Origin of the sequence: Halomonas sp. FeN2, assembly GCF_020595105.1 — a bacterium.
GTDB lineage: Bacteria > Pseudomonadota > Gammaproteobacteria > Pseudomonadales > Halomonadaceae > Vreelandella > Vreelandella neptunia.
This window is the reverse complement of record NZ_CP074200.1, coordinates 2,167,188-2,179,514: the sequence shown is the minus strand read 5'-3', so window position 1 is coordinate 2,179,514 and position 12,327 is coordinate 2,167,188. Positions and strand designations below refer to the sequence as shown.

Below are 12,327 nucleotides of genomic sequence, written 5' to 3'. Positions count from 1 at the left end.
TGTTACCCTGTACAACTTTTTAACAAGCTGTGCAGGCAGTGTAGAGTGTAAGCAACATAAGTTGCCTAACGTTAGCTTGCGTAAAACCAGGCAGCCGTTAGATTGAACACAACACTCACCCAAAAGGAGGTTTAGGTGTGAAGCCACTTCGTTTATTACCCTGGCTAGGTGTCTGGCTGTTGGCAATGGTTGCCATCATGGCCACGCCAGCAATGGCGCAGAGCACGTCAAGTGAGTCGGCCAGCGCCGATGCGGCATCCTCATCTGAGGCAGCGCCGACGTCCTACGAGGCGCTGGCAAACCTGCTGGAGGATGAGCAGTCGCGGCAAGAATTGATTGAAATGTTGCGTAATCAAGCCTCAGCGCTGCCCGAAGGTGTTGCTACAGAACTCTCCCCGGAAGCGGCTGCTCAAGGCAGTGAGATAGCACCGGAGGATGTTTCGCTGCCGCGCCAACTCGCTGAGCTCACCAGTCGTGTGGTCAGCGATGTGGGAGGCCAGTTCGAGCAAGTGGTAGGCATTGTTGGTGGGCTGTTGGCGGGTCAAGAGGGCGACAGTGTCTTTGATATGGGCGCGTTCACCAGTGCGGCGATTAATTTAGGCATGGTGATTGTCGCCACCTTTGCGCTGTTTATGATTGTTCGACGGTTAGCTAAGCCGCTGTTTACTAAAATCAGCGGCTGGTCGCTGAATGGCAACAATTTAACCCCCGTTTTACGTTTGGTTGTCTGCGTTGCAATTGCGGCGGTCATCGATGTGCTGCTTGTCGGCTTGGCCTATGTGGGTGGTAATCTGCTGGCCACCTTTGCGATTGGTGAAGCCGGGGAGCTTTCGACCCGTGCCTCTTTGTTTTTAAATGCGTTCTTGATTATTGAACTGCTCAAAGCCGGTGTGCGGATGCTGTTCTCTTCGCGCTACGAAGGGCTGCGCTTACTGCCTATTTCTGCTCAGGAAGCCTCCTACTGGAATCGCTGGCTAGCCCGTTTGATCGGCATGGTTGGTTACGGTCTGATGGTGGTAGTACCGCTGGTTAACTTCTACGTGGCGGCCTCGCTGGGGCAAGCGGTCGGCACGCTGATTATGCTGTTAGCATTTATCTACGCAGTGGTCGTAGTACTAAGAAACCGCACCCGCCTGCGCGACAACCTGAACGAGATGGCGGCAAAATCAACGCTGACTGCCAGCCGCGTCTCGCTGCAGCTATTTGCGCGTACCTGGCACCTGTTCGCGCTGCTCTATTTCTTGATCGTATTTGTGCTGACGTTAACGCGACCCGGCGATGCGCTGCCGTTTGTAATGTACGCCACTCTGAAGTCGCTGGCCGCTATTGTCGTTGGGCTCTTGGTGTCGTCTTTCCTCACCCAGACCATTGGCCGTCGGATTACTCTGTCGGACGATCTGCGGCGAAAACTACCGCTGCTTGAAAAGCGCTTGAACAGCTATGTACCCAATGCACTTCGCGTGCTGCGTACGATCATTCTGATCGTGGTCATCATGTTGGTGCTGAACGCCTGGGGCGCCTTTGATCTTGCTGCTTGGTATGCTTCTGAAGGCGGTGCCGTGCTGGTCGGCAATCTGACCAGCGTGGCGGTGATTTTGATCGTGGCGCTCGCCGTTTGGCTGGGGCTGGCGAGCCTTATTGAGCATAAGCTCAATCCGGAAACCGGCTACGGAGAGCCGTCGGCGCGGGCGAAAACCCTTCTCAGCCTATTTCGCAATGCCCTGGCGATCGCCATGGTGACGATAACCGGCATGATCGTGCTGTCGGAAATTGGCATCAATATCGGCCCGCTCATTGCCGGTGCCGGTGTGCTTGGTTTGGCGATTGGTTTTGGCGCCCAGAAGCTGGTGCAGGACGTTATCACCGGGGTGTTTATCCAGGTTGAAAATGCCATGAATACCGGGGATGTGGTAACGGTCGGTGGCGTGACGGGCACCGCCGAGCGGCTTAGTATCCGCTCTGTAGGGATTCGCGATTTGTCCGGGACTTATCACATCGTGCCGTTCTCCAGCGTGGATACCGTATCTAACTACATGCGCGAGTACGGCAACCATGTGGGCGAATACGGCATTGGCTATAACGAGAGCATTGACGAAGCCATTGAGCAGCTCAAACTGGCCTTTGAGGATCTCAAAGCCAGCGAAGAGTTCGGTACCAAGCTGCTGGCTGATCTCACCGTTGCGGGGGTTACCGCCCTGGCAGATAGCTCTGTGAACATCCGTGTGGTGATTAAAACCACGCCGGGTGATCAGTGGGCCGTCGGCCGCGCCTACAATCGTCTGGTTAAACTGCGCTTTGATGAGGCGGGTATCGAGATCCCCTTCCCGCACACCACGCTCTACTTTGGCGATAACAAAAACGGCAATCCACCGCCTGCCCATGTGCGGGTATTGGAGTCGACTGCTAAAGAGAAGAAGGTGGAGGAGTCAGCAGTTGCTACGCCAGCTGCTAAGAGCGACACTCCAGAAGGAGTGCAGCAAACCAACGAGCCTGATCATCTGAAACCCGACCACGATGATGTCGATGAAACCTAAACGGTGTTCATCTTAACCTTCAGCAGGGCCGCCTTCGGGCGGCCCTGCTGCGTTTGGAGCAGAAGCAATTTTAAGCCGAGTCATTAAGCAGAGTTCTTAAGCCTAGTTATTCAAGCAGAGTAATTTTCCGAGTGACGCCCCTCTAAATTGATTGACTCCCCGCCATCGACAAACAGAATCTGCCCCGCTACAAAGGGATTGTCCAACAAGTAGTGCAAAGCTTGTACAAGATGGTCGGGGTGACCCTGGCGCTTGAGCGGAATGCCTTCAATACGCCACTCGATATAGGCGCTAGTGCGCTGGGAAGCGGGCAGTACCACGCCGGGGGCGATGCCGTTAATGCGAATGCGCGGTGCGAACTCCAGAGCCGCCATACGAGTCATCTCCGCCAGGCTTTTTTTAGATAGCAGATACGCCGCGTAAGGGTATTGGTGGTAGGCCACTTTGTTATCGATGATATTAATCACCTGGCCCTCTTTCACCTCTTTGGCAAAGTGGCGTGTCAGCAGTAGTGGGGTAAACATATTGACCCTAAACTGCGTCTCCAGCATCGCCAGCTCGGTCGCCGCGATCAGCGCAGGTTCGTAGGCAGAGGCGCTGTTCAGCAGCAAATCAAGCCCAGGAAAACGGCTTTTTGCTGCCTGAATTAAATCTCGCGGTTCATCGCTTAAAAAATCGCAGTGAAATATTTCACACTCCCGTCCTTTTGTGCGAATGCTGTTGGCGACCTCTTCCGCCTCTTCGCGGGAGCGATTAACGTGTAGTGCAATATCGAAACCGGCATCAGCCAACGCTTCGGAGAAGAATCGGCCCAAGCGGGTAGCACCGCCGGTTACCAGAGCAGCTTGTTGGTGCATAAAGCGTTCCCTACAGTTTTATTGGTATAGGAGGACTTTCTGCGTGAGTGCAGCGTTTGTCAATAACTTATACAGAGCTTACACGAGGCGCTAGATTTGGAGGTGTTAAAAAAGTGCCCTACTCTAGGGTAGTTCTACAAGGCGTCACTTTGAACAGGATGTCGCTATGCCACCCATGTCTTTACCTTCCGAACATGCCGCTCAGCTTCATGAGTGTTTTATCTCACTGGGATCCAATATCGACCCTGACCACTATTTCGTTCAAGCACTTGAGATTATCAGCCGCGAGTGCGTGTTGTTGGCACGTTCAAAAGCTATTCGTACAGCGCCTGTGGGGTACCAGCATCAGCCCGATTTCTTGAACGCCGCACTGTTGGTGAACACGCCGCTTGAACGTGAAGCGTTTCGCAATTATCTCAAAGGGGTAGAAGATCGTCTGGGCCGTGTGCGAGGTGCAATTAAATCGGGCCCGCGGACTATGGATCTAGATATCGTGGCGTGGGATGGGGAGATCGTTGATGATGGCTACTTCCAGCACGACTACGTGAGAAAACCGATCGATGAAGTACTGATTAGCAGCGGCCGCACCCTGGAACCTTCAAAGCACTTATGATTTTTGTTTACAGGCCGATAATAACGCCATAGCCACCAGGTTTTAGGTGGGCTAACTTCCTCCGGAGGCGTGCGTTGCTCAGCCTAAATACCAATGTGATGTCGCTTATCGTGCAGAACAATCTGCGCGGCAGTCAGCAGGCCATGCAGACAGCCATGCAGCGTCTCTCTTCAGGGCTGCGTATTAATAGCGCCAAGGATGATGCCGCCGGTCAGGCGATTGCCAATCGTATGACCGCGCAAATCAAAGGCATGACCCAGGCGATCCGTAACACCAATGATGGCATTTCAATGGTGCAGACGGCGGAAGGCTCACTCAATCAGATTAACGACAACCTGCAGCGTATCCGTGAGCTGAGTGTACAAGCGGCTAACGGCACGAACTCTTCCGATGACCTTGTTTCTATCCAAGACGAAATCGATCAACGTTTAGAAGAGATTGAGCGCATCGCCGAGCAGAGTAATTTCAACGGCATTGGGCTGATTGATGAGTCAAAATCGTTAAATATTCAGGTGGGTGCTAACGATGGCAATGTCATTGCGGTGCGTTTTGAAGGGATGAGCTTGCTGGCGCTGGGCCTGGAGGGCTTTAGCGTTTTGGAAGGAAGCGCGACAGAGAGCCCGCTGGCGGCCATGGATGACGCTATCAAGCGCGTAGATCGTCAGCGCAGCTATATGGGCGCCGTGCAGAATCGCTTTGAAAGCGTGATTGATGGGCTTAATACCAACATTATCAACAGTTCCGCTGCCCGGTCGCGCATTCAGGATGCCGACTACGCTAAGGAAGTCTCCAATCTTATTCGTGCACAGATCCTGCAGCAGGTAGGCATCGCTATGTTAGCCCAGGCCAACCAGCAGCCGCAGATGATTCTGCGGCTTCTGGAAAGGTTATAAAATTGATAGGGCTTTCAATCAGACTGGACTGCTGAGCTAGTCAATAATCCCCTGTTCACGGGCCATGGCGTAGGCTGCCTGCGGACCATTCCAGAGTGACGGCATTAGTATCAACGAGACCGGAATCGCAGTAATCACAATGAACTGCTGTAGCGCGCCAATTTGACCTGCGCCCATATACAGCAGTACCGCAGCCATCAGCGCCATGGCGATTCCCCAAAACGCCCGCATGACCGGGCTGGGGTTATCATGGCCCGCGCCTACTACCGCAATGGCGTAGCTCATCGAGTCTCCGGTGGTGGCAACGAAAATGGTGGTCAGCATCAGGATCGCCAGTGCCATCCAGGTACCGCCGGGCAGTGCCTGGGCAACGGTTAAGGTAGCTACATCAAACTGGAAGTTGTTGAGCGCTTCGGTCAGGTCAATCACGCCGGTGAGCTGATAATAGATACCTGAGCCGCCGAGCAGGGTAAACCAAACGGTGGTGGCAATCGGCGCCAGGATCGCTACCGCGATGATCATTTCGCGGATGCTGCGACCGCGGGAAATACGTGCCACAAAAATAGCCATCAGTGGCGCGTAGCCAATAAACCAAGCAAAGAAAAATACTGTCCACCACTGCATCCACCATGCCGGAGCGGTCTCTGCGGTCATTGTGGCCATGGTAAAGAATTCGCTGATATACGCGCCCATACCTGAAACGTAGCTATTGACTAAAAACAGCGTCGGGCCAAAGACAATAATGACCGCACCAATGGCTAGCGCCAGTAGTACATTAAAGCGGCTAAGCAGTTGAATACCTTTGTGGACACCGCTCATGGAAGAGAGCACATAGATGCTGCCGAGCACGGCAAGAATGATCAACTGACCGGGATAACCTTCTGGTAAGCCAAACAGTTCGTGCAGGCCGAAGCTGACCTGGGTAGCCAGAAAGCCAATCGGGCCCACGGTGCCCGCAACTAAAGAAATCACGCAGCAGGCATCGACAATGCCACCAAGTGGGCCGCGCATTAGGCGCTCCCCTAGTACTGGGTAGAGCAGGGTACGCGGCTGAAGAGGTTGCCCCTTCACGTAATGGGCGTGGGCGAGAACCACTGCCGTTAACGATCCTAGTACTGCCCAAGCCATAAAGCCCCAGTGCATAAAGGACTGTCCCAGGGCGCCGGAAACGGCCTCAGCCGTGCCTGCTTCGCTCTCAAAGGCGGGAGGTGTTACCACAAAGTGGTATACCGGCTCGCCAGCTGCAAAGAACACCCCGCCGCCTGCCAGCAGAGTACACAGAATAATCGAAAGCCACTTAAACGTGCTCATTTCTGGTGCATCGAGATTGCCGATTTTCGCTTTAGCGGCGGGTGTCATAGCCAAGCCGATGGCGATGAAGAAGGTCAATAGGAGTAGCAGTTGAAAGTAGCTTCCTAATACTAACGCGGTCCAGGCGAAACCCGCGCTGATACTGTCAGCGACTAGCGTTAGGTCGTAAAGCGACAAAGCGAGAAAGGCGACGATGAAGCCAATACTGAATATCAGCACAATTGGATCGCCGAGCGAAAACCTTTGGGAGCCCTCTACGTTGGGGCTAGGCTGGGGCATGTCAAATACCTTATGGGGAGCGGGGGAAGTGGAGATAACAGCCTATCAAAGCGCGCCGTTAAGCTGTTTAACGGCGCATAGTCGTCAAGGTAGTTACTGATTGATGCTGGTGAAATAACGGATAAAAAAAAGCGCCATTCAAGGAATGGCGCAAGACAGGAAACTGAGCGTAGTATATCGACAATTTAGACCAACGTCTAATATGTTTTAACTTGGTGCATAGTCCAGGTGCAAATGCACTGTTTTGGCCATGCGGCGGTAGGTGGTGATACCTGGGTGGAAATATAACGGTTTGAAAATAAAGTAAAAATCCAATAATGGCAGTATTGCTGCAATGCTAAAGCATATTTTGTATACAAGGTATGCTCACGATGATGACCTCCACTTCGAAACGCCGTTTTTCTCCTGCGCGCCTGTTGACTGGCTGCGCGACAGCGTTGGTTTTATTTCCGGCTGTTAGCCATGCCAACGACACCCAAATACGTTTTCAGCTGGATTGGCGCTTTGAGGGCCCCTCCGCGCCGTTTTTAATGGCTGCTGAGAAAGGCTACTTCGCTGATGAAGGGCTGGACGTTCAGATCGATTCCGGCAGCGGCTCGGCGGGGGCGATTAACCGCGTGGCGTCTGGGGCCTACGAAATGGGCTTTGGCGATCTGAATGCGCTGGTCGAGTTTCTCGCTGAAAATCCCGATGGCCCTGGTATTCAGGGCGTCTATATCGTCTACGACGGCACACCCGCTGCAGTGTTTGCGCGTAAAGAGAGCGGTATAGAGAGCCCGGCTGACTTAGCCGGTAAAACCATCGCCGCTCCCGCCTTTGACACCGGTTACCGCGCCTGGGGCGTGTTTGCTGCCGCTAATGATCTTGAAGCCGACGCGGTGGAGTGGCAAAACGTCGACCCCACGCTGCGTGAAACGCTGCTCACCCGGGGCGATGTGGATGCCATCACCGGTTTTTACTTTACCAGCCTGCTCAACCTTGAAGAGCGGGGGATGAGTGAAGAGGAACTCACCATCATGCCGTTCCCCGAATACGGCGTGCCGCTTTATGGTAATGCGATCATCGCCAGTGAAGCCTTTGCAGAGGCTAATCCCGACGCCGTGCAGGGCTTTCTACGCGCCTTCAACCGCGCCTTGGGGGAGACCATTGCGGATCCTGATGGCGCCATTGAGTACGTCAAAAATCGCGATGGCCTGATTGATGTAGAGATGGAAACCCGGCGCCTGAAGCTTGCCTTGGAGAGCGTCGTCGATACCCCCGATGCCCGTGAGCATGGCGTAGGTGGCGTAGATGAAGCGCGCTTGGAGCAGGCCATTCAACTGGTCGCCGACGCCTATGACCTGCCCGCCGTGCCTTCGCCAGACCAGGTGTTTAACTCAAGCTACTTACCTACTCAGGAAACGCGCAGGCTGTTTTCGGCAGAGGGTGAATAAGCATGTCGGCAGCCTTCGTCACCTTTGATGACGTTAGCCTGGCCTACGATGCGTCGGGCAACGCCATTGAAGATATCAACTTGAGTATCCACGAAGGCGAGTTCGTCGCTTTCGTGGGCCCCTCCGGCTGCGGTAAATCGACCTTTATGAAGCTTTGCACCGGTCTGCATGCGCCTACCACTGGTGCCGTGCGAGTGGATGGAGAGCCGGTTACAGGCCCACTGAAGATCTCCGGCATGGCGTTTCAAAATGCCAACCTGCTGCCCTGGCGCACCACCTTGGATAACGTCTTGCTGCCGCTGGAGATCGTCAAACCTTACCGCCATCAGTTTCGTAAGCGGCGCGAAGAGTTTGTCGGCTGGGCACGCAAGCTGCTCAAGACTGTAGGGCTTGAAGGCTACGAAGATCAGTACCCGTGGCAGCTTTCTGGTGGTATGCAGCAGCGGGCCTCGATCTGCCGGGCGCTGATTCACCAGCCGCGTTTACTAATGCTGGATGAACCCTTCGGTGCGCTGGATGCGTTTACCCGCGAAGAGCTGTGGTGCGTGCTGCGCGACCTCTGGGAGGCGCAACGCTTTACGGTAGTGCTGGTGACCCACGACCTGCGCGAGGCGGCGTTTCTGGCCGATACCGTCTACATCATGAGCCGCCGCCCTGGCCGGGTGATCGAGCGCCGTCAAATCGAGTTGCCGCGCCCCCGTGCGCTGGAAACCACCTACCAAAAACCCTTTATTGATCTGGTTCAGGAGCTGCGGGCTCAAATTGGCGAAGTGCGCAGCACTTGATACCCGCACTTAATGGTTATTCAGCAGCTTATGTGGGAGGCCGCTTCCAGCGGGCGAAGGGTGCCGCAGGCACCCCCGGCTATAAAGCTGGCAGCCTCAATGGTCGCGAGCTAAAGCTACCTCCCACCGAAGGCTGTTATCAGGCTGGCAAAGCCAATTGCACGCTTAGTTACAAGAAACCTACTTAATATCAGTACTAAATAAAAGGTACATTTATGGCACAGAATCCCCCGTTAATTGAACGACTGGCGCCGTGGATAGCGGTGGTGGCGCTGGTCATCATCTGGGAAATCACGGTGCGGGTGTTTGACGTGCCCAGCTTTATCTTCCCAAGTGCCTTGGAAACTGCCCAGGCGCTGGTAACTTATTCCGGGCCTATCGCCATGCACTCCTGGCAAACCTTCTGGACAACGCTGATTGGCTTTGGTCTGGGCGTTGCCGTTGGGCTGGTGTTGGGGTTTATTATCGGCTCTTCACGCTTTCTGTATAACGCCTGCTACCCGCTGCTGGTGGGCTTTAACGCGATTCCCAAAGTGGCTTTTGTGCCCATTCTGGTCGTCTGGTTTGGGATTGGTTCGGTGCCGGCGATACTCACCGCCTTTTTAATCTGTTTCTTCCCCATCGTGGTGAACGTGGCTACCGGTTTAGCCACGCTGGAGCCCGAGATGGAAGACGTGCTGCGGGTACTGGGCGCGCGGCGTATGGACGTGCTGCTGAAAGTAGGTCTGCCGCGCTCGCTGCCGTATTTCTTTGCCTCACTGAAAGTCGCTATCACGTTGGCATTCGTGGGTACGGTGGTGTCAGAAACCGTCGCCTCCAATCAGGGCATTGGCTACCTAATGATGAGCGCCGGTTCACAAATGCGCATGGGGCTGGTCTTTGCCGGGCTGCTGGTGATCAGCGCCATGGCGATGGTGATGTACGAGCTATTTGCGCAGTTGGAAAAACGCATGACCGGGTGGGCACACCGAGGGCAGAATCGTTAAGCCAGTCTTGGACTTACCAACGGTAGAGCAAAGACGCACTGGTGGTCGTATCTGTGCGTACGTTGGTTTCATCAGGTGGCTGTGAGTTGTGCTTGATTTCGTGCGATAAGCGCAGCGATAACTTTGAGTTAAGCCTCGCTGTAAGCGCTGTCAGCGACCGAGAGGTGATGTTTTTATCGGTATACTCCACCGACATTTCCTGCTGAATATCAGCGTAGTCCGAGAACCACCAGCGATAGTCCAGCGCGGTGTAAGTCACCATTAAGCGTTCATCATCGTACTCGCGCAGCCGGTCATGACGATAACCCGGGCCCGCTTCCAGCGACAACGTATGGGTGCCGTTCTCCAGAATTTGGCGCCCGTAGCCACCAATCGCGGAGAGCTGCTGATCGTAACCGGCAAAGCGATCCTTTTCCCAGCGGGCAAAGCCAAACAGGTAGTGGGGGCCATCCAGCTCATAGCGTTCGCGTCCGGCGACTAGGTACTGCTCGGCGCTGGTTTCATTATCCTTGGTAACGTTTCTCACTTCACCTCGCAGCGAGTAGGTGAAGTTTCCGGTAAGCCACGTCAGCCGCGTTTTGCCGATCAGCGTCTGGCTATCGGTATTGCCCGAAAGGCGGGTGAAGCCCAACTCAGCATCGCCGCTGAATACGGGGGCATCTTCCTGGGGAGGCGGTGGTGCGTAGAACGGGTTGGCATAAGCCGCGGTTAGCCATAGAGGCCAGCAGGCCAGCAAAAGTATCCATCGAACGATCGCCACTACATCCCTCCTTGGTTTCGGCATTAGGCCATTATATCAGCGAACGATGACTCTGGGGTGACGGCGATTAACGCCGTTGGCTGGCGCGTGCCATAATGGCGTGGTCACGCATTTCGAGTCTACCTATGAGCGCTTCCCGCCCCCGAACGTTAGCCGACCTGCAGCGCTGGCGCCGAACCCGCGCAAGACGCAGCTGGTACAAACGCAGCTTTCGCGTCCAGGTGATGCTGTTAGTCGGGCTACTGCTGGCTGGCATGCTACTGGCACAGGGTACGTATCTCAATCACCGCAAGGCGGAAATTATTAGCCAGCAGATGGGCGAGCGAGCGCTGGCAGTGGCCAAAACGGTGGCGTCGATGCCGCAAATTATTAATGCCTTCGCGATCCCCGACCCATCTTTCATTATTCAGCCCCTCGCAGAGCGCGTTCGCCATGAAACGGGAGCGCGCTATGTCGTTGTGGGCAACGCCCAAAGTATTCGCTATTCCCACCCCGTACCGGAGCGGATTGGGAAACCAATGGTGGGGGGCGATAATGATCAGGCGCTGATTCATGGCCAGTACTATGTATCCGAGGCAACCGGGTCATTGGGCACCGCCATTCGTGGCAAAGCGCCCATTTGGGACGAAGAGGGCAATATCATTGGCTTGGTCTCCGTCGGTTTTATGATGGATCGCGTGGCCATGGACGTAGCCCGCTATAACAGCTTTGGCTGGGCGCTGGTGGCGCTGATGATTTGTCTCGGCTTTGCCGGTGCCTATTGGCTATCGCAGCATCTTAAAAAGGTCATTTTGGGCCTGGAACCCTACGAAATTGCCCGCTTGGCCATGGAAAAAGAGGCCATTTTGCAGTCGATCCACGAGGGCATTCTGGCGGTTAATCGTGAAGGTCATATTACCTTGGTCAACCAGCAGGCGCGGCGCTTTCTCAACTTAGACGATGAGCACGTGCTGCTGGGGCAGCCCATCCGTGAGGTCGTGCCTAATTCGCGGCTGCTGGAGGTGCTCCGACGTGGTGAGCAGGAGTTCGACCAGGAGATGTGGCTGGGCGATCACCCGGTAGTGGTTAACCGCGTGCCGATTCTGCACGAAGGTGAGATTGAGGGGGCGGTGGCCACTTTCCGCAGCCGTCGCGAGATCGTGGATCTATCTCACGCGCTAACCCAAGCCAGCCGTGACGTGGATATGCTGCGCGCTCAGGCCCACGAGTTTTCCAATAAGCTCTACACCATCTCTGGGTTACTGCAATTAGAGCGCATCGAGGAAGCCTTGGCGCTGATCCATCAGGAAACCGAACGAGCCCAGGCGCAGATGAGCTTTTTAATGCGCAACGTTGCCGACGCCGTGCTTAGCGGTACGCTACTGGGTAAACTTACCCGCGCGCGGGAACTGGGCGTATCGCTGGAAATCGATGAGCAAAGCTCGCTCTCCTGCCCGCTAACGCCCACTGGCCAAGAGGTGATGATGAGCGTGGTGGGTAACCTGCTGGACAACGCCTGCCACGCAGCGCTGAATGGGCCGAGTAACGAGCCCAAAGTACGCCTGTTTTTTACTGATTTGGGCGAGCAACTGCTGATCGAAGTGGAGGACAACGGGCCCGGAGTGCCTGCTCAGTTAGCTGAGTCGATTTTCCAGGAAGGCTTTTCGACCAAAACGGGTAAACACCAGGGCATTGGCCTGGCGCTGGTGGCCAGGCTGTGCCGTCAGCACGGCGGCGCCGTGACCCTGGAGGAGAGCGAACTGGGCGGCGCGTGCTTTATCGCGGTGCTCGACCGCTCGCTGTGCGCGCAGCAAGACCAACAGCAGTCTCTCGGATACTCTTAAAAACAACAGTCTCAACAACAGTCTCAACAACAATTTCAAAACAGTCTCGAAAA

10 protein-coding genes are annotated in these 12,327 nt (G+C 55.0%); 7 read left to right on the top strand and 3 right to left on the bottom strand.

The window, feature by feature from the left end:
• Positions 1-137 precede the first annotated feature (137 nt).
• On the top strand, positions 138-2,534 hold the full coding sequence (gene ybiO / locus KF947_RS09910; protein WP_133731848.1) for a mechanosensitive channel protein: 2,397 nt from the start codon (positions 138-140) through the stop codon (positions 2,532-2,534).
• Between the two features lie 110 nt (positions 2,535-2,644).
• Here ybiO and KF947_RS09905 read toward each other — a convergent pair whose 3' ends face one another.
• Positions 2,645-3,391, bottom strand: a complete 747-nt coding sequence (locus tag KF947_RS09905) for an SDR family NAD(P)-dependent oxidoreductase (RefSeq protein WP_227406146.1) — start codon at positions 3,389-3,391, stop codon at positions 2,645-2,647.
• A 166-nt stretch (positions 3,392-3,557) separates the two neighbouring features.
• On the opposite strand from KF947_RS09905, the gene folK reads away from it, so the two are divergent.
• Positions 3,558-4,004, top strand: a complete 447-nt coding sequence (folK, locus tag KF947_RS09900; protein WP_133731846.1) for a 2-amino-4-hydroxy-6-hydroxymethyldihydropteridine diphosphokinase — start codon at positions 3,558-3,560, stop codon at positions 4,002-4,004.
• A 74-nt stretch (positions 4,005-4,078) separates the two neighbouring features.
• The gene (locus KF947_RS09895) at positions 4,079-4,897 is read left to right on the top strand and encodes a flagellin (protein WP_133731845.1); all 819 of its coding nucleotides are present in this window, start codon (positions 4,079-4,081) and stop codon (positions 4,895-4,897) included.
• A 36-nt stretch (positions 4,898-4,933) separates the two neighbouring features.
• Here the strand turns inward: KF947_RS09895 and KF947_RS09890 are convergent, their stop codons facing one another.
• Complete coding sequence (locus KF947_RS09890; protein WP_227406145.1) at positions 4,934-6,487, bottom strand: BCCT family transporter; 1,554 nt, start codon at positions 6,485-6,487, stop codon at positions 4,934-4,936.
• Between the two features lie 371 nt (positions 6,488-6,858).
• Between KF947_RS09890 and KF947_RS09885 the strand changes: the two genes are divergently transcribed.
• From KF947_RS09885 to KF947_RS09875, 3 genes are all read left to right on the top strand, one after another.
• Entirely contained in the window at positions 6,859-7,920 is a 1,062-nt protein-coding gene (locus KF947_RS09885) for an ABC transporter substrate-binding protein (RefSeq protein ID WP_227406144.1), read from the top strand.
• A gap of 2 nt (positions 7,921-7,922) precedes the next feature.
• Positions 7,923-8,705: an ABC transporter ATP-binding protein gene (locus KF947_RS09880; RefSeq protein ID WP_227406143.1), complete on the top strand. Its 783-nt coding sequence runs from the start codon at positions 7,923-7,925 to the stop codon at positions 8,703-8,705.
• Positions 8,706-8,920: 215 nt separating this feature from the next.
• Positions 8,921-9,691 (top strand): ABC transporter permease, encoded by a 771-nt coding sequence (locus KF947_RS09875; protein ID WP_227406142.1) that lies wholly within the window; start codon positions 8,921-8,923, stop codon positions 9,689-9,691.
• Positions 9,692-9,704: 13 nt separating this feature from the next.
• On the opposite strand, the gene KF947_RS09870 is transcribed toward KF947_RS09875, so the two are convergent.
• Positions 9,705-10,475: a YdiY family protein gene (locus KF947_RS09870; protein ID WP_227406141.1), complete on the bottom strand. Its 771-nt coding sequence runs from the start codon at positions 10,473-10,475 to the stop codon at positions 9,705-9,707.
• Between the two features lie 101 nt (positions 10,476-10,576).
• Between KF947_RS09870 and KF947_RS09865 the strand changes: the two genes are divergently transcribed.
• The gene (locus tag KF947_RS09865; RefSeq protein ID WP_227406140.1) at positions 10,577-12,274 is read left to right on the top strand and encodes a sensor histidine kinase; all 1,698 of its coding nucleotides are present in this window, start codon (positions 10,577-10,579) and stop codon (positions 12,272-12,274) included.
• Positions 12,275-12,327: the final 53 nt, after the last annotated feature.

Excerpts from the sequence above, each read along its gene's own strand:
- KF947_RS09905 (WP_227406146.1), bottom strand. The coding sequence starts at position 3,391 with ATGCACCAACAAGCTGCTCTGGTAACCGGCGGTGCTACCCGCTTGGGC.
- folK (WP_133731846.1), top strand. The coding sequence starts at position 3,558 with ATGCCACCCATGTCTTTACCTTCCGAACATGCCGCTCAGCTTCATGAG.
- KF947_RS09890 (WP_227406145.1), bottom strand. The coding sequence starts at position 6,487 with ATGCCCCAGCCTAGCCCCAACGTAGAGGGCTCCCAAAGGTTTTCGCTC.
- KF947_RS09885 (WP_227406144.1), top strand. The coding sequence starts at position 6,859 with ATGATGACCTCCACTTCGAAACGCCGTTTTTCTCCTGCGCGCCTGTTG.
- KF947_RS09880 (WP_227406143.1), top strand. The coding sequence starts at position 7,923 with ATGTCGGCAGCCTTCGTCACCTTTGATGACGTTAGCCTGGCCTACGAT.
- KF947_RS09875 (WP_227406142.1), top strand. The coding sequence starts at position 8,921 with ATGGCACAGAATCCCCCGTTAATTGAACGACTGGCGCCGTGGATAGCG.
- KF947_RS09870 (WP_227406141.1), bottom strand. The coding sequence starts at position 10,475 with ATGCCGAAACCAAGGAGGGATGTAGTGGCGATCGTTCGATGGATACTT.
- KF947_RS09865 (WP_227406140.1), top strand. The coding sequence starts at position 10,577 with ATGAGCGCTTCCCGCCCCCGAACGTTAGCCGACCTGCAGCGCTGGCGC.